Source organism: Pseudomonas sp. B2M1-30, from assembly GCF_025447575.1.
GTDB lineage: Bacteria > Pseudomonadota > Gammaproteobacteria > Pseudomonadales > Pseudomonadaceae > Aquipseudomonas > Aquipseudomonas botevensis.
In genome coordinates this window covers 746,635-769,444 of sequence record NZ_JAOEJT010000001.1, presented here as the reverse complement: position 1 = coordinate 769,444, position 22,810 = coordinate 746,635, and the positions used below count along the sequence as shown (strand labels likewise).

Annotated in this window: 25 protein-coding genes; 15 read left to right on the top strand and 10 right to left on the bottom strand. The window is 61.5% G+C overall.

The genetic code is table 11. The annotated features are described in order from the left end of the window. Positions 1-100: 100 nt before the first annotated feature. Both trpA and trpB read right to left on the bottom strand, forming a co-directional pair. Positions 101-913 carry a tryptophan synthase subunit alpha gene (gene trpA / locus N8H74_RS03580; protein WP_262146227.1) on the bottom strand — a complete coding sequence of 271 codons (813 nt, stop codon included), beginning with the start codon at positions 911-913 and terminating at the stop codon, positions 101-103. Beyond that, positions 913-2,145 carry a tryptophan synthase subunit beta gene (trpB, locus tag N8H74_RS03575; RefSeq protein ID WP_262146226.1) on the bottom strand — a complete coding sequence of 411 codons (1,233 nt, stop codon included), beginning with the start codon at positions 2,143-2,145 and terminating at the stop codon, positions 913-915. The genes trpA and trpB overlap by 1 nt, the downstream gene beginning before the upstream one ends. A 126-nt stretch (positions 2,146-2,271) precedes the next feature. On the opposite strand from trpB, the gene N8H74_RS03570 reads away from it, so the two are divergent. Further along, complete coding sequence (locus N8H74_RS03570) at positions 2,272-3,189, top strand: LysR family transcriptional regulator (protein ID WP_262146225.1); 918 nt, start codon at positions 2,272-2,274, stop codon at positions 3,187-3,189. Here the strand turns inward: N8H74_RS03570 and N8H74_RS03565 are convergent. After that, complete coding sequence (locus tag N8H74_RS03565; protein WP_095190284.1) at positions 3,162-3,488, bottom strand: DUF883 family protein; 327 nt, start codon at positions 3,486-3,488, stop codon at positions 3,162-3,164. The genes N8H74_RS03570 and N8H74_RS03565 overlap by 28 nt on opposite strands. A 156-nt stretch (positions 3,489-3,644) precedes the next feature. Between N8H74_RS03565 and N8H74_RS03560 the strand changes: the two genes are divergently transcribed. Together N8H74_RS03560 and N8H74_RS03555 are read left to right on the top strand one after the other, a co-directional pair. Next, a complete protein-coding gene (locus tag N8H74_RS03560; protein WP_217828960.1) occupies positions 3,645-3,860 on the top strand; it encodes a dodecin in 216 nt (71 codons plus the stop codon). 127 nt (positions 3,861-3,987) lie between these two features. Next, positions 3,988-4,212 carry a DUF1161 domain-containing protein gene (locus N8H74_RS03555; RefSeq protein ID WP_262146223.1) on the top strand — a complete coding sequence of 75 codons (225 nt, stop codon included), beginning with the start codon at positions 3,988-3,990 and terminating at the stop codon, positions 4,210-4,212. A 127-nt stretch (positions 4,213-4,339) separates the two neighbouring features. Here the strand turns inward: N8H74_RS03555 and N8H74_RS03550 are convergent, their stop codons facing one another. Then, a complete protein-coding gene (locus N8H74_RS03550; RefSeq protein WP_262146222.1) occupies positions 4,340-5,341 on the bottom strand; it encodes an LLM class flavin-dependent oxidoreductase in 1,002 nt (333 codons plus the stop codon). A 241-nt stretch (positions 5,342-5,582) separates the two neighbouring features. Between N8H74_RS03550 and N8H74_RS03545 the strand changes: the two genes are divergently transcribed. Both N8H74_RS03545 and N8H74_RS03540 read left to right on the top strand, forming a co-directional pair. Next, positions 5,583-6,014, top strand: a complete 432-nt coding sequence (locus N8H74_RS03545; RefSeq protein ID WP_217828963.1) for an OsmC family protein — start codon at positions 5,583-5,585, stop codon at positions 6,012-6,014. 103 nt (positions 6,015-6,117) lie between these two features. Beyond that, the gene (locus N8H74_RS03540; protein ID WP_217828964.1) at positions 6,118-6,351 is read left to right on the top strand and encodes a DUF1161 domain-containing protein; all 234 of its coding nucleotides are present in this window, start codon (positions 6,118-6,120) and stop codon (positions 6,349-6,351) included. 6 nt (positions 6,352-6,357) lie between these two features. On the opposite strand, the gene N8H74_RS03535 is transcribed toward N8H74_RS03540, so the two are convergent. Together N8H74_RS03535 and N8H74_RS03530 are read right to left on the bottom strand one after the other, a co-directional pair. Further along, positions 6,358-6,777, bottom strand: coding sequence for a hypothetical protein (locus tag N8H74_RS03535; protein WP_217828965.1), 420 nt, complete (start codon positions 6,775-6,777; stop codon positions 6,358-6,360). Between the two features lie 41 nt (positions 6,778-6,818). Beyond that, positions 6,819-7,241: a hypothetical protein gene (locus tag N8H74_RS03530; protein WP_217828966.1), complete on the bottom strand. Its 423-nt coding sequence runs from the start codon at positions 7,239-7,241 to the stop codon at positions 6,819-6,821. A gap of 59 nt (positions 7,242-7,300) precedes the next feature. Between N8H74_RS03530 and N8H74_RS03525 the strand changes: the two genes are divergently transcribed. Beyond that, positions 7,301-8,377: an aminopeptidase gene (locus N8H74_RS03525; protein WP_262146219.1), complete on the top strand. Its 1,077-nt coding sequence runs from the start codon at positions 7,301-7,303 to the stop codon at positions 8,375-8,377. A gap of 38 nt (positions 8,378-8,415) precedes the next feature. Here N8H74_RS03525 and N8H74_RS03520 read toward each other — a convergent pair whose 3' ends face one another. Together N8H74_RS03520 and N8H74_RS03515 are read right to left on the bottom strand one after the other, a co-directional pair. Beyond that, positions 8,416-9,066 (bottom strand): HAD family hydrolase, encoded by a 651-nt coding sequence (locus N8H74_RS03520; RefSeq protein WP_262146218.1) that lies wholly within the window; start codon positions 9,064-9,066, stop codon positions 8,416-8,418. A gap of 18 nt (positions 9,067-9,084) precedes the next feature. Next, entirely contained in the window at positions 9,085-9,630 is a 546-nt protein-coding gene (locus N8H74_RS03515) for a gamma carbonic anhydrase family protein (protein WP_262146217.1), read from the bottom strand. 89 nt (positions 9,631-9,719) lie between these two features. Here N8H74_RS03515 and prlC point away from each other — a divergent pair, with 89 nt between their 5' ends. Next, positions 9,720-11,771, top strand: coding sequence for an oligopeptidase A (gene prlC, locus N8H74_RS03510; RefSeq protein ID WP_262146216.1), 2,052 nt, complete (start codon positions 9,720-9,722; stop codon positions 11,769-11,771). Next, complete coding sequence (locus N8H74_RS03505) at positions 11,768-12,052, top strand: YheV family putative zinc ribbon protein (RefSeq protein ID WP_262146214.1); 285 nt, start codon at positions 11,768-11,770, stop codon at positions 12,050-12,052. The genes prlC and N8H74_RS03505 overlap by 4 nt, the downstream gene beginning before the upstream one ends. 44 nt (positions 12,053-12,096) lie before the next feature. Here N8H74_RS03505 and N8H74_RS03500 read toward each other — a convergent pair whose 3' ends face one another. Then, a complete protein-coding gene (locus N8H74_RS03500; RefSeq protein WP_262146212.1) occupies positions 12,097-12,741 on the bottom strand; it encodes a dual specificity protein phosphatase family protein in 645 nt (214 codons plus the stop codon). Positions 12,742-13,042: 301 nt separating this feature from the next. Between N8H74_RS03500 and N8H74_RS03495 the strand changes: the two genes are divergently transcribed. From N8H74_RS03495 to N8H74_RS03470, 6 genes are all read left to right on the top strand, one after another. Beyond that, entirely contained in the window at positions 13,043-13,786 is a 744-nt protein-coding gene (locus N8H74_RS03495; RefSeq protein WP_262146211.1) for a gluconate 2-dehydrogenase subunit 3 family protein, read from the top strand. A 2-nt stretch (positions 13,787-13,788) separates the two neighbouring features. Further along, positions 13,789-15,573, top strand: a complete 1,785-nt coding sequence (locus tag N8H74_RS03490) for a GMC family oxidoreductase (RefSeq protein WP_217828974.1) — start codon at positions 13,789-13,791, stop codon at positions 15,571-15,573. Between the two features lie 12 nt (positions 15,574-15,585). Then, positions 15,586-16,887 carry a cytochrome c gene (locus N8H74_RS03485; protein ID WP_262146209.1) on the top strand — a complete coding sequence of 434 codons (1,302 nt, stop codon included), beginning with the start codon at positions 15,586-15,588 and terminating at the stop codon, positions 16,885-16,887. Between the two features lie 74 nt (positions 16,888-16,961). Further along, the gene (locus N8H74_RS03480) at positions 16,962-18,020 is read left to right on the top strand and encodes a PA0069 family radical SAM protein (protein WP_262146208.1); all 1,059 of its coding nucleotides are present in this window, start codon (positions 16,962-16,964) and stop codon (positions 18,018-18,020) included. 237 nt (positions 18,021-18,257) lie between these two features. Continuing rightward, the gene (locus tag N8H74_RS03475) at positions 18,258-18,989 is read left to right on the top strand and encodes a carbonic anhydrase (protein ID WP_217828977.1); all 732 of its coding nucleotides are present in this window, start codon (positions 18,258-18,260) and stop codon (positions 18,987-18,989) included. Between the two features lie 90 nt (positions 18,990-19,079). Then, entirely contained in the window at positions 19,080-20,606 is a 1,527-nt protein-coding gene (locus tag N8H74_RS03470; protein ID WP_262146207.1) for a SulP family inorganic anion transporter, read from the top strand. 49 nt (positions 20,607-20,655) lie between these two features. Here N8H74_RS03470 and N8H74_RS03465 read toward each other — a convergent pair whose 3' ends face one another. After that, complete coding sequence (locus tag N8H74_RS03465) at positions 20,656-21,306, bottom strand: hypothetical protein (RefSeq protein WP_217828979.1); 651 nt, start codon at positions 21,304-21,306, stop codon at positions 20,656-20,658. A 369-nt stretch (positions 21,307-21,675) separates the two neighbouring features. Between N8H74_RS03465 and coxB the strand changes: the two genes are divergently transcribed. Further along, the gene (coxB, locus tag N8H74_RS03460; RefSeq protein WP_217828980.1) at positions 21,676-22,803 is read left to right on the top strand and encodes a cytochrome c oxidase subunit II; all 1,128 of its coding nucleotides are present in this window, start codon (positions 21,676-21,678) and stop codon (positions 22,801-22,803) included. The last annotated feature ends 7 nt before the right edge of the window (positions 22,804-22,810 follow it).

The window sequence follows — 22,810 nt, the reverse complement described above, 5'->3', positions numbered from 1 at the left end:
ACAGCAAAAAGGGATTCAGGACAGAGTCCTGAATCCCTCGATCTTGCTGATTTAGTCTGTGCCGCGAGGCGCTAATTCCTCTGTATCAGGAACTTTACCTTCAGCTGACGCGGGCCTTACGCACGCCCTCGGACAGCGCCGAACACAGGCCCAGCACGCCGTCGATGGCCTGGGCCGGCGTGGCGGCATTGGCGATGTGGTCGATCAGCGCCGAACCCACCACCACACCCTCGGCCAGACGCGCGATGGCGGCGGCTTGCTCCGGGGTACGGATGCCGAAACCGATGCTGATCGGCAGATCGGTGTGACGACGCAGGCGCGCCACGGCTTCCTCGACATGCTCCAGGGTGGCCGCACCGGCACCGGTCACCCCGGCAACCGACACGTAGTAAACAAAACCGGAGCTGCCGTTGAGCACCTTCGGCAGACGTGCGTCATCAGTGGTCGGCGTGGTCAGGCGAATGAAGTCCAGACCGGCCGTCTGCGCCGGGTCGCACAGCTCGGCGTTGTGTTCCGGCGGCATGTCGACCACGATCAGACCGTCGACGCCCGCCTCTTTGGCTTCGGCGATGAACCGCTCGACGCCAAACTTGTGAATCGGGTTGAAGTAGCCCATCAGCACCAGCGGCGTGTCGCTGTTGTCCTTGCGGAACTCGCGAACCATTTGCAGGGTTTTCGCCAGGTTCTGTTTGGCCCCCAGGGCACGAATGTTCGCCAACTGGATTGCCGGGCCATCGGCCATCGGGTCGGTGAACGGCATGCCCAGTTCGATCACGTCGGCACCGGCGGCAGGCAGCCCCTTGAGGATCGCCAGCGAGGTGTCGTAATCCGGGTCACCGGCGGTGATGAAAGTCACCAGCGCGGCGCGGTTTTCTTGCTTGAGGGCGGCAAAACGGGTTTGCAGGCGGCTCATCAGTGTTTCTCCTGCTTCGATTGTTCCATGTGATGCATGACGGTCTGCATGTCTTTGTCGCCACGGCCGGACAGGTTGACCACCATCAGGTGATCCTTCGGCAGTTTCGGTGCGCGCTTGAACACTTCGGCCAGGGCATGGGCGCTTTCCAGCGCCGGGATGATCCCTTCGAGGCGGCAGCACTGGTGGAACGCGGCGAGGGCTTCGTCGTCGGTCACCGAGGTGTACTGGACGCGGCCGATGTCATGCAACCAGGCATGCTCCGGGCCGATGCCCGGGTAGTCGAGGCCGGCGGAAATCGAGTGAGCGTCGATGATCTGGCCGTCGTCGTCCTGCAGCAGGAAAGTACGGTTGCCGTGCAGCACACCCGGTACGCCGCCGTTGAGGCTGGCCGCGTGCTTGCCGGTTTCGATGCCATAACCGGCCGCTTCGACGCCGATGATTTCAACGCCCTCGTCGTCGAGGAACGGGTGGAACAGGCCCATGGCGTTGGAGCCACCGCCGATGCACGCCACGAGGCTGTCCGGCAGGCGGCCTTCCTGAGCCTGCAACTGGTCACGGGTTTCCTTGCCGATCACGGCCTGGAAGTCGCGCACCATCGCCGGGTAAGGGTGCGGGCCGGCCACAGTACCGATCAGGTAGAAAGTGCTGTCGACGTTGGTCACCCAGTCACGCAACGCTTCGTTCATCGCATCCTTCAGGGTGCCGGTGCCAGCGACCACCGGGATCACTTCAGCGCCCAGCAGCTTCATGCGGAACACGTTGGCCTGCTGGCGCTCGATGTCGGTGGTGCCCATGTAGATCACGCAATCCAGGCCGAAACGCGCGGCCACGGTGGCGGTCGCCACGCCGTGCATGCCGGCGCCGGTTTCGGCGATGATGCGTTTCTTGCCCATGCGCCGCGCCAGCAGGATCTGGCCGATGCAGTTGTTGATCTTGTGCGCGCCTGTGTGGTTCAGCTCTTCGCGCTTGAGGTAGATCTTGGCGCCACCGCAGAACTCGGTCAGGCGCTCGGCGAAGTACAGCGGACTTGGACGTCCGACGTAATCACGCTGGAAGTAGGCCAATTCTTCCTTGAACGCAGGATCTTCCTTCGCCGCTTCGTATTCACGGGCCAGATCAAGGATCAGCGGCATCAGGGTTTCGGCGACGTAACGGCCACCGAACGCGCCGAACAGGCCGTTATCGTCCGGGCCGTTGCGCAGGTTGGAAGTGTTCGAAGTCTGGGTCATGGGTGGCTCCAGGTGGATTCGCTGAGTAGACCGCGAGAAAGGACAATGGCGTCCACTCTACCCCTGACCTTCTATGCTGAAAACCGATAAGATCGCCGCAACCCGTCAGGAAAACTCACAGATCCCATGAGCCACGACCTTCCCCCGCTGAACGCATTGCGTGCCTTCGAGGCCACCGCCCGGCTGAACAGCGTCAGTCAGGCCGCCGAGCAATTACACGTAACCCACGGAGCCGTCAGTCGTCAGCTCAAGGTGCTTGAGGAACACCTTGGCGTGAGTCTGTTCGTCAAGGATGGGCGCGGCTTGAAACTCACAGATGCCGGCATCCGCCTGCGAGACGCCAGCGGCGAGGCGTTCGACCGGTTGCGCAGCGTCTGCGCCGAACTGACCCAGAGCCACGCCGATGCGCCGTTCGTACTCGGCTGTTCCGGCAGCCTGCTGGCACGCTGGTTCATTCCAAGGCTGGGGCGACTGAATGCGGATCTGCCGGACTTGCGTCTGCACCTGTCGGCCGGCGAAGGCGATCTCGATCCACGGCGTCCGGGACTGGATGCGCTGCTGCTGTTCGCCGAGCCGCCATGGCCGGCCGACATGCAAGTCTACGAACTGGCCAGCGAACGCATCGGCCCGGTACTCAGCCCGCTGTTCAGCGGCTATCAGCGGCTGCAAGACGCGCCCGCCGAAGCGTTGCTCCATGAACCCTTGCTGCACACCACCTCGCGCCCGCAGGCCTGGCCGAGCTGGGCGCAGCAAAGCGGCCTCGACGCCAAGGCATTGAAGTTCGGGCAGAGTTTCGAGCATTTGTATTATTTGCTGGAGGCGGCGGTCGCCGGCCTCGGCGTGGCCATTGCCCCGCAGCCGCTGGTGGCCGAAGACTTGAAGGCCGGTCGCCTGGTCGCGCCATGGGGTTTCTGTGAAACCCCGGCGCAACTGGCGTTGTGGCTACCCAAGCGCGCCGCAGACGGGCGCGCCCGGCAATTGGCGCAATGGCTCAGGGATGAGTTGCGCCAGGCGGATCACTCGCCGCGCTTGAACAGCAAGTAAGCGGCCAGCAGACCCAACGCGCCGACGGCCACGCCGGCGGTCGTCCACGGATGTTCCTGCGCGTAGTCGCGGGTAGCGATGCCGGTCTCGCGGGTTTTCACTTTGACTTCTTCATAGGCATCGCTGAGCAGGTGACGCGAATGTTTCAACGCGCTTTCGGCGTTGCTTTTCAGCGCCTTGAGGGTCTTGCGCGACTCGTCCGAAGCATCGTCCTTCAGACTTTCCAACGACTTGAGCAGACTCTCGATCTCCGCTTCCATGCTTTGCAATGAGGCTTTGCGTAAAGAGGTGTTGGCCATGGTAACTCTCCTGCATTGGTGATGAGTGGCGTGTGTTGGTTGGGACTTCGCGGGTTTGAGAAAGTGCAGAAAATCTGAACTTCGCCTCGCGCAGGTCACCGAAATCAACACTGGAAATTCACTGCTAGGCTGTATTCACACTTCAAGGAGAACGTCATGAGTGATCACCACACGTACAAGAAGATCGAGCTGGTCGGTTCGTCCACTACCAGCATCGAAGAAGCCATCAACAACGCGTTGGCCGAGGCCAACAAGAGCATCAAGCATCTGGAGTGGTTTGAAGTGGTCGATACTCGCGGCCACATCAGGGACGGCAAGGCCGCTCACTTCCAGGTGACCCTGAAAGTGGGTTTCAAGATTGCCAGTAGCTGAGTTTGATCTACGCTTCTGAACTTGCGCGCTGGCCGAGTGCCATAGGAATGGCAAAGCGCTACAGGTGAGCGCATCGAGCAGATCGCCCGGTGCCCGCCTCTTTTGATCCGACCAGGGAGTGCGACCGATGAAGAAGTTCATGTTGGCGGTAGGTTTGTTGAGCCTTGCGGGTGGTGCGTTTGCTGCCGGCAAGCCTTGTGAAGAGCTGAAGGCCGAGATTGCGGCCAAGCTCGATGCCAAGGGCGTTTCCGGTTATTCGCTGGAGATTGTCGACAAAGGTGCGACGGCGGACGGCAAGGTCGTCGGCAAGTGTGAAGGCGGCGCCAGGGAAATCGTCTACAAGCGCGGTTGAGTGCACCTGGAATGCAAAAGCCGACGCGGATGCGTCGGCTTTTTTATGGGCGCTCGGCTGGGGGATCGTGGCGTGATTGAGGCGGGAGGCGGAGGGAGCCCAATCCCCACGCTCAGTCCCCGAGTTTTCAGCCCTTCATCACCTGCGCCAGCAACGCGTAGGAATGCAGCCGGTCCGCATGCTCATACAAATCGCAAGTGAAGATCAGCTCATCGGCCTGGGTCTGCTCGATCAGCACTTCCAGTTTCGCGCGGATCTTCTGCGGGCTGCCAACCATCGCCAGGCCAAGGAAATCGCCCACGGCCTCGCGCTCGTGAGGCAGCCACAAGCCGTCCATGGTTTTCACCGGTGGACGCTGCACCAGACTTTGCCCACGCATCAGCGCAAGAATTCGCTGATAGACCGAGGTTACCAGGTAATCGGCCTGTTCATCGGTGTCGGCCGCCACCAGCGGCACACCGAGCATCACATACGGCTTGTCGAGCACCGCCGACGGCTTGAAATGATTGCGGTAGACGCGAATCGCCTCGTGCATGAAACGCGGTGCGAAATGCGAGGCGAACGCGTAGGGCAAACCGCGCTCCCCGGCCAGTTGCGCGCTGAACAGGCTGGAACCGAGCAGCCAGATCGGCACATTGGTGCCGGTGCCCGGCATCGCGATCACCCGCTGATCCGGAGTGCGCGGGCCGAGGAAGCGCACCAGTTCGGCGACATCTTCCGGGAAATCATCGGCACTGCCGGAGCGCTCGCGACGCAGGGCGCGGGCGGTCATCTGATCGGAGCCCGGCGCACGCCCAAGGCCCAGATCGATCCGGCCCGGATAGAGACTTTCCAGGGTGCCGAACTGCTCGGCGATCACCAGCGGCGCATGGTTGGGCAGCATCACGCCGCCGGAACCGACGCGGATGGTCGAGGTGCCGCCGGCCAGATACCCCAGCAGCACCGAGGTCGCGGAGCTGGCGATACCGTCCATGTTGTGGTGTTCGGCGACCCAGAACCGGGTGTAGCCCAGTTTTTCGGCATGCCGGGCCAGGTCCAGCGAATTGCGCAGCGATTGGGCCGGGCTGCCGTTCTCGCGCACGGGCACCAGATCGAGCGTGGAAAATTTTACATCGGACAGTTGCTTCATAACCCTGCTTCTCCGGGTGAGGACGCAGGTTTGTTCTCGCGAACGCGAACCTGCCGAATTCATAAGCGTGTCCAGAGCAATATGGGCATATACCCGAGTTTCAATAGCCGATGCGAAATTTCCTACTAAATTTGTCAACGATTCACATGGGCTGAACTTTGTTCCGCCGTCTATCCTCAGAAACCTTGCAGACAAAACCGCGATGGCGCGGCATTCCGCGCCTGATGATGAGGAGGTACACATGGCTATCGTGAAGAAAGCATCCGCGCATTGGGAAGGTGACCTGAAAACCGGCATCGGCTCGATTTCCACCGAAACCGGTGTCCTGCGGGAAGCCCCCTACGGCTTCAAGGCCCGCTTCGAAGGCGGCAAGGGCACCAACCCGGAAGAACTGATCGGCGCCGCGCACGCCGGCTGTTTCTCCATGGCGTTTTCGATGATTCTCGGCGACGCCGGGCTCAAGGCCGACAGCATCGACACCCAGGCCGAAGTCACCCTCGACCAAGTGGAGGGCGGCTTCGCGATCACGGCGGTGAAGCTGATCCTCAAGGCGAAAATCCCGGGCGCGACCCAGGCGCAGTTTGAAGAACTGAGCAACAAGGCCAAGGAAGGTTGCCCGGTTTCCAAGGTGCTGAATGCGAAGATCAGCCTGGACGCCTCGTTGGTCGGCTGATCGCCTTGAGCCAGGTCAGAACCCGCCAGGCAAAACGCTGGTCGAATGTAATGACAGCAGCCTTCGCGCATCTTCGTGCGCGCTGCTCCAGGGAGCTTCAACCATGAAACGTTTTGCTTTGGCGGTTCTCGGCCTTGCCCTCGCGACTGGCGCCGTGGCGGCACCGAAACCCTGTGAAGAACTCAAGGCCGAGATCGAAGCCAAGATCCAGGCGCGCGGGGTCACGTCCTACACGCTGGAGATCGTCACCAACGATGAAGTCCACGATCAGAACATGGTCGTCGGTTCGTGCGAAAACGGCACGAAGAAGATCATTTACCAGAAGAACGACCGTTGAGAGGCCTCAGATGATGCAGTAGGACTCACGGTCTTCGGCGACGATTTCCTGCCTGTCGTTGTACAGCCGGGCACTCGGGGTAAACGCCAGCGAGCGCCCTTCCAGCCTGTAGCGCTTCCCGGCCTCGAAATGGTCGTAGCGGATGGTGAGGTAGCAGAGGCGTTCCATCGGCCCGGTCATCAGGCTGCCGCCACCACCGAACACTTCGAAATCGAACCGCACGCGCAGCTCATGGCTGCCCGGCGTCACCTGGAAATAGCGCCCGTCGCTCAACCGCTGGTTGTCCAGACGATCGGCCATGAGCAGTTTGCCGCCCGGGGTCGGCGTGGCGAATTCGACCCAGGCCATTTGCGGATTGACCGGTGGCAATGGCGTCTGGCAACCGGCGATAGCGCCGACTGCGAGCAACAGCATCAACTTGCGCATGATTGGATATCCCTTGTTCCGGACATCCAGCATAACGCCGATCATGTGCCCTGACAGCCCGCCGGCGTGCCTTGGCCGACCACTTTGCGCTGCTGGTCATAGAGTTTGGCCCAGGGCCGGAAACCGATATTCCCGGCCTGCAATTGATAACGCTGGCCGGCGTTGAAGTCCTTGAATTTCAGGCTCAACTGACAGTCGCGCCACAGCGTCTGGGCATCGGGGCCGATGTTGGTCGCCTCCACCGGAAACTGGTAGCGCACCTTCAGTTCATGGCTGCCGGGCTGCACTTCGAAATAACGTTTGTCGACGGCAGCCTTGGCATCGACCTGCAACGCTTGCAGCGCCGTGTCCTGCTGTCGGGCATCCAGATCGATCCAGGCCTGGGAAGGATCAGGGTTGGGCATTCCGAATCCGGCACAACCGGCCAGCGTCAGCAGGCCTCCAGTCAGCATCAACATGCGCATAGCGAAGCTCCAATGGGCGGGATAGTCTTGCGGGCAGACTTTCCAGGGATGTTCTTATTGTGATCAGGCCGTTTCCAAGCCTTGGGTTACTTGATCGCGTTTTGCGGGTTTTGTTTCCGGGTGCGTTGTTTTTGTTACTCAACGGTTGCTCCAGCCTTGGCTACTACAGCCAACTGGCCTCGGGGCAGATGCAATTGCTGCGGGCGCGGGAGCCGGTGAGTGAGGTCATCGCCGACCCGAGTCGCGACCCGACCCTGCGCGCGCACCTGGTCCAGTCGCAGAAAGCCCGGGCCTTCGCCAGCGAGCACCTGCACCTGCCGGACAACCAGAGTTATCGCCTGTACGCCGACATCGGCCGGCCCTATGTGGTGTGGAATGTGTTCGCCACCCCGGAGTTTTCCCTGACCCCGCAAAACCATTGTTTCCCGATTGCCGGGTGCGTGGCCTATCGCGGCTACTACAGCCAGAGCGCGGCCCGGGGCGAGGCGGCGATCCAGCGCCTGCAAGGCATGGACGTATCGATTGGCAGTGTGGAAGCCTATTCGACCCTGGGCTGGTTCAACGATCCGATTCTCAACTCGATGATGGGCTGGGGCGACGAGCGGCTGGCGACGCTGATCTTTCATGAGCTGGCGCATCAGCGTTTTTATGTGCAGGACGACACCGAGTTCAACGAGTCCTTCGCCACGTTCGTCGAGCAGGAAGGCACTCGCCAGTGGCGGGCATTTCGCGGACTGCCGGCCGATCACGACGCGCAGTTGCAACGACGCGATCAATTCATTCAGTTGGTGCTCGATACCCGGACCCGTCTGGAAAAACTCTACGCGCAACCCTTGCCCGCCGAGCAGATGCGCACGCGCAAGGCCGCTGAGTTCGAACGGTTTCGCCGGGATTACCGGACCCTGCGCGATAGCCAGTGGGCCGGGGACAAACGTTATGACGCCTGGGTCAATGCGCCACTGAACAATGCCCGGTTGTTGCCGTTCGGGCTGTATGACCAGTGGGTGCCAGCGTTCGCCGAGCTGTTCCGGCAGGCCGGCGGCGATTGGCAGCGCTTTTATGCACAGGTCGAGAAGCTAGGGGGATTGCCAGCCAGGGAGCGCAAGGTGGCGCTGCAAGCCCTGGCAGGCTCATAACCTTTATTGGCACGGGCTCGCCCGCGAAGGCGACTCCCTCAACGCCGCAAAAACGCCTGGTGCAACTCGTCCAGCGTCTCGAAGTGATAAGCCGGGGCCTCGGCGCTCAGCTCTTCGTGACTGCCAAACCCATACCCCACCGCCGCCGCATCCAGCCCGTTGCTGCGCGCACCGATCAGGTCATGCTTGCGGTCGCCGATCATCAGGGTGTCGGCCGGATCCAGCCCTTCCTCGGCCACCAGATGGGCAATCAACTCGACCTTGTTGGTGCGGGTGCCGTCCAGCTCGCTGCCGTAAATCACCTTGAAGTGCCGGGCGAAGTCGAAGTGCCGGGCGATTTCCCGGGCGAACACCCACGGCTTGGATGTCGCAATGTAGAGCTGCCGCCCCTGGCCGCCGAGGGTTTCCAGCAACGGCGTGACGCCATCGAACACACGGTTTTCGTACAGACCGGTGACTTTGAAGCGCTCGCGATAGAAATTCACCGCCTCCCAGGCCTTGGCTTCGTCGAATCCGTAGAACTGCATGAACGCCTGCAACAGCGGCGGGCCGATGAAGTGTTCCAGTTTGCTCAGATCCGGCTCATCGATGCCGAGCTTGCCCAAGGCGAACTGGATGGAGCGGGTGATGCCCTCACGCGGGTCGGTCAGGGTGCCATCGAGGTCGAACAGTACAGTCTGGTAATGCATGGGAATTCCAAAGTCGGTTCAGAGGGTGTCGTAGCCTTCGGCCAGATGCAGGTTCTTGAGCTTCACGTAGTTCGCCGCGCTGTAGGTGAAAAAGGCGCTTTCCTTGTCGGACAGTGGCCGGATCTGCTTCACCGGGCTGCCGACGTACAGAAAACCGCTTTGCAAACGCTTGCCCGGGGGCACCAGGCTGCCGGCGCCGATGATCACATCGTCCTCGACCACCGCGCCGTCCATGACGATGCTGCCCATGCCGATCAGCACGCGACTGCCGACGGTGCAGCCATGCAGCATGACCTTGTGGGCGATGGTCACATCGTCACCGATCAGCAACGGGAAACCGTCCGGGTTGAAAGGGCCGGCGTGGGTGATGTGCAACACGCAGCCGTCCTGGACGCTGGTGCGCGCGCCGATGCGGATGCGGTGCATGTCGCCACGGATCACCGTCAGCGGCCAGACGGAGCTGTCTTCACCGATTTCGACGTCGCCGATCACCACCGCCGAGCCGTCGACAAAAGCGCCTTTGCTCAAGCGTGGCATGTGATTCTGGTACTTGCGAAGGGACACGATAATTTCTCTCTCTGTCGCCGATAGCTGCGGTTGCTGCCGATTGTAATTAAGATGGCCGCATGTTTCTCCCAGCCAAGGTGCCAACCGTGAGCGTGAACAACCCTCTTTTGCAGTCCTACGACCTGCCGCCGTTCTCCACGATCCGTGCCGAACACGTCCTGCCGGCCATCGAAACCATCCTGGCCGACAACCGCGCCGCCATCGCCGGGATCCTCAAGACTCAAGGTCAGAACCCGACCTGGGCCGGCCTGGTCCTGGCAATGGACGAACTCAATGATCGCCTGGGTGCCGCCTGGAGTCCGGTCAGCCACCTCAACGCCGTGTGCAACAGCGCCGAACTGCGTGAGGCCTACGAGTCGTGCCTGCCGGCCTTGAGCGCCTACTCCACCGAGATGGGCCAGAACCGCGAACTGTTCCAGGCCTATGAAGCCCTGGCCAACAGCCCGGAAGCCGCCGGCTTCGACGTGGCGCAGAAAACCATTCTGGAACACGCCCTGCGCGATTTCCGTCTGTCGGGTATCGATCTGCCGGAAATCGAGCAGAAGCGCTACGCCGAAGTACAGAGCAAGCTTTCCGAGCTGGGCAGCCGTTTCTCCAACCAACTGCTCGACGCCACCCAGGCCTGGACCAAGCACGTCACCGATGAAGCCGCCCTAGCGGGCCTGACCGATTCGGCCAAGGCGCAAATGGCTGCCGCCGCGCAGGCCAAGGCGCTGGACGGCTGGCTGATCACCCTGGAATTCCCGAGCTACTACGCGGTGATGACCTACGCGCAAGACCGTGCCCTGCGCGAAGAAGTCTACGCCGCCTACTGCACCCGCGCCTCGGACCAAGGCCCGAACGCCGGGCAGAACGACAACGGCCCGGTGATGGGCGAAATCCTCGACCTGCGCCAGGAACTGGCGAAACTGTTGGGCTTCAGCAGTTTCTCCGAGCTGAGCCTGGCGACCAAAATGGCCGAGTCCAGCGACCAGGTACTGAGCTTCCTGCGTGACCTCGCCAAGCGCAGCAAACCGTTCGCCGCCCAGGACCTGCAACAGCTCAAGGCCTACGCCGCCGAACAAGGCTGCGCCGACCTGCAAAGCTGGGACAGCGGTTTCTACGGTGAAAAACTCCGTGAACAGCGCTACAGCGTGGCCCAGGAAACCCTGCGCGCCTATTTCCCGATCGACAAGGTGCTGAGCGGCCTGTTCGCCATCGTCCAGCGTCTGTACGGCATCGAAATTGCCGAACTGAAAGGCTTCGACACCTGGCACCCGGATGTACGTCTGTTCGAAATCAAGGAAAACGGCCAGCACGTCGGCCGCTTCTTCTTCGACCTCTACGCCCGCGCCAACAAGCGCGGCGGCGCCTGGATGGACGGCGCGCGCGACCGTCGCCGCACCGCCGACGGCGCGCTGCAAAGCCCGGTGGCCAATCTGGTGTGCAACTTCACCCCGGCCGTCAGCGGCAAGCCTGCGCTGCTGACCCACGATGAAGTGACCACTCTGTTCCACGAATTCGGCCATGGTCTGCATCACCTGTTGACCCGCGTCGAGCATGCCGGTGTGTCCGGGATCAACGGCGTGGCGTGGGACGCGGTCGAGCTGCCGAGCCAGTTCATGGAAAACTGGTGCTGGGAGCCGGAAGGTCTGGCGCTGATTTCCGGCCACTACGAAAGCGGCGAGCCACTGCCCCAGGATCTGCTGGAAAAAATGCTCGCGGCGAAAAACTTCCAGTCCGGCCTGATGATGGTGCGTCAGCTTGAGTTCTCGCTGTTCGACTTCGAACTGCATGCCACCCACGGCGACGGCCGCAGCGTCGCGCAGGTGCTCGAAGGCGTGCGCAACGAGGTTTCGGTGATGCGTCCGCCGGCTTATAACCGCTTCCCCAACAGTTTTGCGCACATCTTCGCTGGCGGTTACGCGGCGGGTTACTACAGCTACAAGTGGGCGGAAGTGCTGTCGGCCGATGCCTTCTCGAAGTTCGAAGAAGACGGCGTGCTCAACGCCGACACCGGCCGCGCCTTCCGTGAAGCGATCCTGGCGCGCGGTGGTTCGCAGGCACCGATGGTGCTGTTCGTCGACTTCCGTGGCCGTGAGCCGTCGATTGACGCACTCTTGCGCCATAGCGGCCTGAGTGAGGACGCGGCAGCATGAGTGAGGCACCTGTGAAGACCAAGAAACGCTTTATCGCCGGGGCGGTCTGCCCGGCGTGCAGCGAGCAGGACAAGTTGATGATGTGGAGCGAAGACGACGTGCCGCACCGCGAATGCGTGGCTTGCGGTTATTCCGACACGCTCAATGCGCAGGGGTTGTCGGTTCCCAAAGAACTGGGCACACGGGTCAACACCAGTGCGCTCAAACCGGCGCCGGACAAGACCGTCCAGACCGTGCAGTTCTTCCCGAATCCGAAGCTCGCGAAAAAGTCCGAAGACTGAACCAAGGTTACCTTCCACGGTGCAACGCCGTGGAAGGTCCCGGTTTACTTGAGGTTGACGGTCTGGAACCAGCTCTTCATCGAGCAGGTGGCAAAAGCACTGGTGCTGCAATCGCCATTGGCCAGCGCGGTGCGCAGTTTGTCGGCATCGGCCTGCATCACGTAGCGAACGCTGTCCTTGAAGTGACCACTTTCGCCGAAACCGCCCTGAGTCATTTCATTCAACGCGTCTTCCTTGCTCCAGCCCTGGATAACGATCCGGTACATCGCCGCCATCAGGCCGGTACGGTCGGAACCGTGTTTGCAATGCATCAACACCGGGCCGTTGGCTTCGGCAGCCTGAATCGCCCGCAGAGTCTTGAGCACATCGGCGTCGTCAACATGGTTGGTGCGGTACGGCAACTGCACCTGATTGATGCCGGGACTCGTCAGCCACCGCGAATCCGCTTCCGGGAGGAAGTTGATGACCGTGGCGACCTTGAGATTGTTCAGCAGCGGCACCACGCCGCTATCCGGCAGCGCGCTGCGGTAGAGGGTCGGCGACATCTGGAACAGGTTGTATTGCACCTCGACCGGTTGCGCCCATTCTGCGGGCCGGACAGCAGGAGCATCGGCGGCATGGGCGGGTATCGAGCTGAACAGGAAAAACAGCGAAAAACCGATTGCAGAGGAAAAACGCTTCAAGGACATGCTGTGCGGTGACCGTATGTTATTTCGCCAGTGAAGGCCGCAGCTTGCGCGCCAGGCAGTCAAATCCCTGTGAGCCGCTTGTCAAAGAAACGTGAATCGGTGGTGATCTTTCATCGCAAAAATCAGGCTTTTTTCAGCTGAATCGCTTCATCCGATTGCTTAGCCTGCTACCATTTGTCACAGCATGTTGCAGACGTGTCCCCTTTCTCCGGGTCATCACCCGCCACGTCGCAGCCACGAACCCCGAAAGCCGCCCACAGAAAACGGCTGACAACCCTCAATGCCTGATGAGGTACACCCCATGTCTGATGAAAATCGAGACAACCCGCGGCGTGATTTTTTGCGCAAATCCCTGACCCTGATTCCCGTGGTCACCCTCGCCGGCACCGGCCTGGGCAGCAGCGTGCTGCAAGCCGCTCCCGAGAGCGCACCGGCGCCGCAACCCGTGCGCGCCAACGCCAGCGCAGGCACCTATGAACCGACCTGGTTCACCGCTGAAGAATGGGCATTCATCAATGCCGCCGTGGCGCAGCTGATTCCCAACGACGCCCAGGGTCCCGGCGCTCTCGAGGCCGGTGTGCCGGAGTACATCGACCGACAGATGAATACCCCGTATGCCGCTGGCGCCCTGTGGTACATGCAAGGCCCGTTCAATGCCGACGCGGCGCCCGAGATGGGCTGGCAGAGCAAACTGGTGCCCAAAGAGATTTATCGCCTCGGCATCGCCGCCACGGATCAGTGGGCAAAATCCCTCAACGGTAAAGTATTTGCTGAGCAAGACAGCGCTACCCGAGACGATTTGCTCAAACAGCTCGAAGCCGGCAAACCCCAGTTCGACAGCGTTCCGGCGAAGATTTTCTTCAATCTGCTGCTGCAGAACACCAAGGAAGGGTTCTTCTGCGACCCGATCCACGGTGGCAACAAAGGCATGGTCGGCTGGACCATGATCGGCTTCCCCGGCGCCCGCGCCGATTTCATGGATTGGGTGGAACGCAACGAGCAATACCCCTTCCCGGCAGTTTCGATTCGCGGCGAGAGGGCGTGAGCATGGCAACGGTAATGAAGAAGGTCGACGCGGTGATCGTCGGGTTCGGCTGGACAGGCGCGATCATGGCCAAAGAGCTGACCGAGGCCGGCCTCAATGTGCTGGCGCTGGAGCGCGGGCCGATGCAGGACACCTATCCTGACGGCAACTATCCACAGGTGATCGACGAACTCACCTACAGCGTGCGGAAAAAGCTCTTTCAGGACATCTCGAAAGAGACCGTCACCATCCGCCACAGCGTCAACGACATCGCCCTGCCGAACCGCCAGTTGGGTGCATTCCTGCCGGGCAATGGCGTGGGCGGCGCCGGGCTGCACTGGTCGGGCGTGCATTTTCGGGTCGACCCGATCGAGTTGCGCATGCGCAGCCACTACGAAGAGCGCTACGGCAAGCACTTCATCCCCAAGGACATGACCATCCAGGACTTCGGCGTCAGCTATGAAGAACTGGAGCCGTTCTTCGACTTCGCCGAAAAAGTCTTTGGCACCTCCGGCCAGGCCTGGACCGTGAAAGGTCAATTGGTCGGCGAGGGCAAGGGCGGCAACCCCTATGCACCGGATCGTTCCAATCCGTTCCCGCTGGAAGCACAGAAAAACACGGTTTCCGCACAGCTGTTCGGCAAAGCGGCTACCGAGGTCGGCTACAAGCCCTACAACCTGCCGTCGGCCAATACTTCGGGACCGTACACCAATCCCTACGGCGCGCAGATGGGGCCGTGCAACTTCTGCGGTTTCTGCAGCGGCTACGTCTGCTACATGTATTCCAAGGCCTCGCCCAACGTGAACATTCTGCCGGCGCTCAAACCGCTGGCGAACTTCGAACTGCGTCCCAATGCCCATGTCCTGCGGGTCAACCTCGACAGCAGCAAGACCAAAGCGACCGGCGTGACCTACATCGACGGCCAGGGCCGGGAGATCGAGCAGCCGGCGGACCTGGTGATTCTCGGCGCATTCCAGCTGCACAACGTGCGGCTGATGCTGCTTTCCGGGATCGGCAAGCCCTACGACCCGATCAGCGGCGAAGGCGTGGTCGGGCGTAACTTCGCCTACCAGAACATGGCGACGATCAAGGCGTTCTTCGACAAGGACACCCACACCAACAACTTCATCGGCGCCGGTGGCAACGGCGTGGCGCTGGACGATTTCAACGCCGACAACTTCGATCACGGCCCGCACGGCTTCGTCGGCGGCTCGCCGATGTGGGTCAACCAGGCCGGCAGCAGACCGATTGCCGGCACCTCCAACCCGCCGGGCACCCCGGCCTGGGGCAGTGCGTGGAAACGCGCCACCGCCGATTACTACACCCATCAGGTGTCGATGGACGCCCACGGCGCGCATCAGTCCTACAGAGGCAACTACCTCGATCTGGACCCGGTGTACCGCGATGCCTACGGCTTGCCGCTGCTGCGGATGACCTTCGACTGGCAGGAAAACGACATCAAGATGAACCGCTTCATGGTCGAGAAAATGGGCAAGGTCGCCGAAGCCATGGGACCGAAAGCCATCGCGGTGATCGGCAAGAAGGTCGGCGACCACTTCAACACGGCGTCGTACCAGACCACTCACCTCAACGGTGGCGCGATCATGGGCACCGACCCGAAGACCAGCGCCCTCAACCGCTACTTGCAGAGCTGGGACGTGCATAACGTCTTCGTACCGGGGGCTTCGGCTTTCCCACAAGGTCTGGGTTACAACCCTACAGGACTGGTCGCCGCGTTGACCTACTGGTCGGCGAAAGCCATCCGCGAGCAATACCTGAAAAACCCCGGCCCGCTGGTTCAGGCTTAAGGAGCGATGACCATGAAGACTCTCGTTATCGCCACCCTGGCGCTGCTCGGCAGCACCGGCATTTACGCCGCCGAAGCGGATCAGGCCTTGATCAAACAGGGCGAATACCTCGCCCGTGCCGGCGACTGCGTGGCCTGCCATACCGCCAAGAACGGCAAGCCGTTTGCCGGTGGCCTGCCGATGGAAACCCCGATCGGCACGATCTACTCGACCAATATCACCCCGGACAAAACCGGCGTCGGTGATTACAGCTTCGAGGACTTCGACCAGGCCGTGCGCCATGGTGTCGCCAAAAACGCTAGTACCTTGTACCCGGCCATGCCGTATCCGTCCTACGCCCGCGTCAGCGAAACCGACATGAAGGCGTTGTATGCCTACTTCATGCACGGCGTTAAACCGGTGGCACAGGACAACAAGGCCAGCGACATTCCGTGGCCATTGAGCATGCGCTGGCCGCTGACGGGCTGGCGCTGGATGTTTGCGCCGAAGGTCGAGGACTACAAGGCAAGCGGCACAGATGCCGTCGTCGATCGTGGGGCGTATCTGGTGGAAGGCCTCGGACATTGCGGCGCGTGCCATACGCCGCGTGCCCTGACCATGCAGGAAAAATCCCTGAGTGCCGCGGATGGCAGCCATTTTCTGGCAGGCAGCGCACCGCTGGAAGGCTGGATTGCCAAAAGCCTGCGCGGCGATCACAAGGACGGTCTCGGCAGCTGGAGCGAAGCGCAACTGGTGCAATTCCTCAAGACCGGGCGCAGCGACCGCAGTGCGGTGTTCGGCGGCATGAGCGATGTGGTCACCCACAGCATGCAGTACATGACCGATGCCGACCTGACCGCGATCGCCCGCTATCTGAAATCGCTGCCGGCCAGCAACCCGGCCGACCAGCCGCACCAGTACGATGAAAAGGCCGCCAAGGCCCTGTGGAACGGTGACGACAGCCAGCGCGGCGCCTCGGTGTACATCGACAACTGCGCCGCCTGCCACCGCACCGACGGCCACGGTTACACCCGCGTGTTCCCGGCGCTGGCGGGCAACCCGGTGCTGCAATCGGACGACCCGACCTCGCTGATTCACATCGTACTCAAGGGCGGCACCCTGCCGGCCACCCACGCCGCACCGTCAACCTTCACCATGCCGGGCTTCGCCTGGCGCCTGTCGGATCAGGAAGTGGCGGACGTGGTGAGCTTCATCCGTGGCAGCTGGGGCAACAAAGGTGCGCCGGTCGAGGCCGCCGATGTCGCCGAGTTGCGCAAGGAAGACATGCAGCACACCTCGAACGATGACCTCGGTCAGGTGACCCGGCACAACTGACGAGTCGCCCAACGGCACTGGTCAGATGCACTGCGCCTCGATACTGTATATACAAACAGTATCGAGGCGCTGCCATGTCTGCTCCACTTCCCCCGCGCGGTCGCGGCACCGCCAGCAACCCGCACAACCGCTTCGCGCCGAATCGTTCGGTGGTCGAGGATGACGGCTGGTATCAGGAGGTGCCGCAGACCCAAAGCACCGAAATCCGCTTTGAAACGGCGAAATCCATCATCACCCGCAACACCTCGCCCGACCTGCCCTTCGACCGTTCGATCAACCCCTATCGCGGCTGCGAGCACGGTTGCATCTACTGCTACGCCCGCCCCAGCCATGCCTATTGGGACATGTCGCCAGGGCTGGACTTCGAAACCAGACTGATCGCCAAAACCAACGCCGCCCAGGTGCTGGAAGAACAGTTGAGCAAACGCGGTTATCAGTGCGCACCGATCAATCTCGGCTCCAACACCGATCCGTATCAGCCGATCGAACGCGAACAGCGGCTCACCCGCCAGACCCTCGAAGTGCTGCTGCGCTATCGGCATCCGGTGACCATCGTCACCAAGGGTTCACTGATCCTGCGCGATCTCGACCTGCTCACCGAATTGGCGCAGCAACGACTGGTAGCGGTGATGATCAGCCTGACCACCCTGGACGACGAACTCAAACGCATCCTCGAACCCCGTGCCGCCGCGCCCAAGGCCCGGTTGCGGGCGATCCGGGTGATGCGCGAGGCGGGAATTCCGGTCGGCGTGCTGTGCTCGCCGATGATTCCGATGATCAACGACAGCGAGATCGAAAGTCTTTTGACCGAAGCCCACGCCGCCGGCGCGCAGAGCGCCGCCTACATGATGCTGCGCCTGCCGCTGGAAGTGGCACCGCTGTTCGAGGAATGGTTGCAGGCGCACTACCCGCAACGGGCTGCTCATGTGTTGAGCCTGATCCGCCAGAGCCGGGGCGGTGAACTGTACGACAGCCGTTTCGGCGCCCGCATGCGCGGTGAAGGGCCGTTCGCCGACCTGCTGGCGCAGCGCTTCAACAAAGCCATCAAACACCTGGGGCTCAATCATCGGGAGGGGTTCAACCTCGATTGCACGGCCTTCTGTCCGCCGGGTCGCCAGATGGCGTTGATTTAGCGACAATTGACCTATGGTTAAGTCGCTGGAATGGCTTGGCCCGGTTTACGTCGGTCACGTTTTTTGTGACCTGGAACACACGTTCTAGAGCGCTTGATTCAGTTTGAGTTAAGTTTCGGCCGCTACCTTGTTCATCGAGTGACTGACGGGTCGGGATGACCCGGATGTTGTAAACAGCCACTGGCTTCCACCGGACTACACGGGAAGACTCCCTGAATCCGCCAAAGAGGATGAATCATGAGTGACAAGGATAAACAGCCGTTGGCTGCGTCGGCATCTCCACAACCTGTGGCGGAATCCGCCGATGCAGCGCTGAAACACATTGTTGACGGCTTTTTGCATTTTCATCATGAGGTCTTTCCACAGCAGGAAGAACTCTTCAAGAAACTCGCCACGGCCCAGTCGCCACGCGCGATGTTCATCACCTGCGCCGACTCGCGCATCGTGCCCGAGCTGATTACCCACAGCTCCCCTGGCGATTTGTTCGTGACGCGCAACGTCGGTAACGTCGTACCGCCTTACGGCCAGATGAACGGTGGCGTTTCCACCGCCATCGAATACGCGGTGCTGGCCCTCGGCGTGCAACACATCATCATCTGCGGCCATTCCGATTGCGGCGCGATGCGCGCGGTACTCAACCCGGACAGCCTGGAAAAAATGCCGACGGTCAAAGCCTGGCTGCGCCACGCCGAAGTCGCGAAAACCATGGTGCAGGACAACTGCAACTGCGCCGACGAAAAAGAAAGCATGCCGATCCTCACCGAGGAAAACGTCATCGCCCAATTGCAGCACTTGCGTACCCATCCTTCGGTAGCCTCGCGCATGGCGAACGGTCATCTGTTCATCCATGGCTGGGTCTACAACATCGAAACCAGCGAAATCAAAGCCTACGACGCGGACAAAGCCTGTTTCCTGCCGCTCGACGGCAGCCATCCGATTCCGGTGGCGACGCCCAAAGCGCGCTTCTAAATCCTCCTAAAAATCCGTGTGGTCTGATGCCGGTCGCTGTTTCAGCGGCCCGGCCTCCCCACGCCTGAAGAAAACTTCGGGAGAGTCATCATGCGTGCTGCTCAATTGAAAGCTGTTCTGCCACGGGAGCTGCTGGCTTCGGTGGTGGTGTTCCTTGTCGCCCTGCCGCTGTGCATGGGTATCGCCATCGCTTCCGGGTTGCCGCCGGCCAAGGGGCTGATCACCGGGATCATCGGTGGTCTGGTGGTCGGCTGGCTGGCCGGTTCGCCGCTGCAAGTCAGCGGGCCGGCGGCGGGTCTGGCGGTGCTGGTGTTCGAGCTGGTGCGCCAGCACGGTATCGAGATGCTCGGGCCGATCCTGCTGCTCGCCGGTTTTCTGCAACTGGTGGCCGGGCGTCTGAAGCTCGGTTGCTGGTTTCGGGTCACCGCGCCAGCCGTGGTGTACGGCATGCTCGCCGGGATTGGTGTGCTGATCGTGCTGTCCCAGGTGCATGTGATGCTCGATGCCAAGCCACAACCTTCCGGTCTGGATAACCTGACGGCGTTCCCCGGCGCGGTGGCGCAGGCGTTGCCGTCGTTTGGCTGGCAGGCCGGATTGCTCGGGTTGTCGACGATTGCGGTGATGTGGTTGTGGGAGAAATTCCGCCCGCATTCGTTGCGCTTCATTCCCGGCGCGTTGCTCGGTGTCGGTCTGGCGACGGGCGCCAGCCTGATGCTGGCGTTGCAGGTGAAACGGGTCGAGGTGCCGGCGAATCTGGCGGAAGCGATCGACTGGCTGACCCCGACAGATCTGCTCAGCCTGGCCGATCCGACCCTGCTGATCGCCGCGTTTGCCGTGGCCTTCATCGCCAGCGCCGAAACCCTGTTGTCCGCCGCCGCGGTGGATCGGATGCACAGCGGCCCACGTTCGGACTTCGACCGTGAGCTGTCGGCGCAAGGCGTCGGTAACATGCTCTGCGGACTGGTCGGCGCACTGCCGATGACCGGGGTGATCGTGCGCAGTTCGGCTAACGTGCAGGCCGGGGCCACCACCCGTTACTCGACGATTTTCCATGGCCTGTGGCTACTGGCGTTCGTGCTGTTGCTGTCGAGCGTGCTGCAAAGCATTCCGGTGGCGAGTCTGGCGGGCGTGCTGGTCTACACCGGGTTCAAACTGGTGGATCTGAAAGCCTTTCGCGGTCTGGGGCGGTATGGCCGGATGCCGATGTTCACCTACGCCGCGACGGCGCTGGCGATCATCTTCACCGACCTGCTGACCGGCGTGCTGATCGGGTTCGGGCTGACCCTGGTGAAGCTCGCGTTCAAGGCTTCGCGATTGAAGATCAGCCTGATCGACCTGCCCCAGGATGGCGAGATGGAGTTGCGTCTGGTTGGCGCGGCGACCTTCCTCAAGGTGCCGGCGCTGACCCAGGTGCTGGGCAGCATTCCGCCGGGCGTGACGGTGCATGTGCCGCTCAATAACCTGAGCTACATCGACCATTCGTGTCTGGAGTTGCTGGAAGAATGGGGCCGGGCGAACGCGGCCAAGGGGTCGAAACTGCTGATCGAGTCACGCGGCTTGAAGCGACGGCTTGAAGGCCGGATTCGCACCACCACCGGGATCGGTGCGGCGGGCTGAAAACATTTGGGGGAACAGAGTGATCTGTTCCCCCGATTTTTTGCGCGGATCAGGCAGCTGGCTGGTCCAACTCCAGACCCACGCCCAGGCGGCGCCCCATGCACGGCCAGCGTTTCCACGCGGCACCGGTGTCCGGGCTGCTGAGTTTCTCGCGGTAGGCTTCCACCGACTCCAGCGCAAAGCTGTCGTCGTCGAGCATGCTGTCGACCGCGTGATGCACCACTTCGTCGAGTTGGTTGGCAAATTCCTCACCGATCAATTGGTGAGCAATCAGATTGGCGACCGTCATGTCCAAGGGGATCAGTGGCTGGCCGAAATGCTTGATGTACAGGTCGTTGACCTCTTCAACGAAACGGTGCGCCAGATAGGCTTCGTCCAGCAGGCTGTCCAGGCCGACGTGACCGTTGAGGACGGCTGGCGGCTGGAGGAAATACTGCTCGGCGATTTTCAGCACCGGTTTGATCTGCGATTCGATTCCCGCTTCCCTGGCGACTTCATTGGCTGCATCCAGCAGGTCCGGTACTTCATCGATGTAGGCGGCGACAAAACGCGTCAGCACGCCGTTGGCGTCCGCTTCCGGCAGCTGGATTGCCGGGTGCAGATGAGGGAGTTTTGTTTCGAGTTGACGTGCCAGCAGGCCGGTATCGGCCTCGTGTTGTTGGGCTGTTTGGATCTGCTCGCGCAATGCGGCGGTGTTCATGAAAACTCCAGGGAACAAGGCAATGAAATAGGGAAGACATAACTTAGCTGGCTTACGAAAAATGCTAAGACGCATTTGTCATAATTATTTCATCCTTGATGCACCGGCGTTATATCGGTTTGCCACCGCTCGTCTGCATCCTTCTCCAATCGTGCCCCGGAACGCAAGTGCCAGCTGTTTCAGATGATTTACGTCCGCGCATTGCAATTTCCAGTCGATGTCTATACTCGCCAGTGAATGGAGTTAGCTGATGACGCCCGACTGCACCCGCAGCAAGGCCCGGCGATTCAAGTTCGTAGTCTGATGCAGCCGCTCCCTTGCCGCAGGCGAAAGCCGGCGGGATAACAAGAACGATAAGGGGAACCCGCAATGATGCGACATCCACACGTCTGGATGGGCCTCCTGTTGTGGTCGATTTTCAGCCAGGCCAATGCGGCCTGGACTGTGAATATGGCGCCTGGAGCGACTGAAATCAGTCACGCAGTATTCGACCTGCACATGACCATTTTCTGGATCTGTGTGGTGATCGGGATCATCGTCTTCGGCGCCATGTTCTGGTCGATGATGGTGCACCGCCGTTCCACCGGGCAGGTCGCCGCAAAATTCCACGAAAGCACCACCGTCGAAATTCTCTGGACCGTCGTGCCGCTGCTGATTCTGGTGGCGATGGCCGTTCCGGCGACCGCCACCCTGATCAAGATGTACGACACCAGTGAGCCGGATATCGATATCCAGATCACCGGTTATCAGTGGAAGTGGCACTACAAATACCTGGGCCAGGATGTCGAATTCTTCAGCAACCTGGCCACCCCCGCCGAACAGATCCACAACAAGGAAGCCAAGGGCGAGCATTACCTGCTCGAAGTCGACAAGCCGCTGGTGCTGCCGGTCGGGGCCAAAGTGCGCTTCCTCGTCACCTCCGCCGACGTTATCCACTCCTGGTGGGTGCCGGCCTTCGCGGTCAAGCGCGATGCGATCCCCGGTTTCGTCAACGAAGCCTGGACCCGCATCGACAAGCCGGGCCTCTACCGTGGGCAATGTGCCGAACTGTGCGGCAAGGATCACGGCTTCATGCCGATCGTGGTCGACGTCAAGGAGAAGGGCGACTACGACAAATGGCTGGCCGAACGCAAAGCCGAAGCCGCTCAGCTCAAGGAGCTGACCAGCAAGGAATGGACCCTCGACGAGCTCAAGGAGCGCGGCGACAAGATCTACCACACCACCTGCGTGGCCTGTCACCAGGCCGAAGGCCAGGGCCTGCCGCCAATGTTCCCGGCACTCAAAGGCTCGAAAATCGCCACCGGGCCGAAAGAGGCGCACCTGAGTCTGGTGTTCCACGGCAAACCCGGCACGGCCATGGCGGCGTTCGGCAAACAGCTGTCGGAAGTCGATATCGCAGCGGTCGTGACCTACGAACGTAACGCCTGGGGCAACAACAAGGGCGACATGGTCACGCCAAAAGAAGTGCTGGAGCTGAAACAGGCGGAAAGCAAATGAGCCGGCC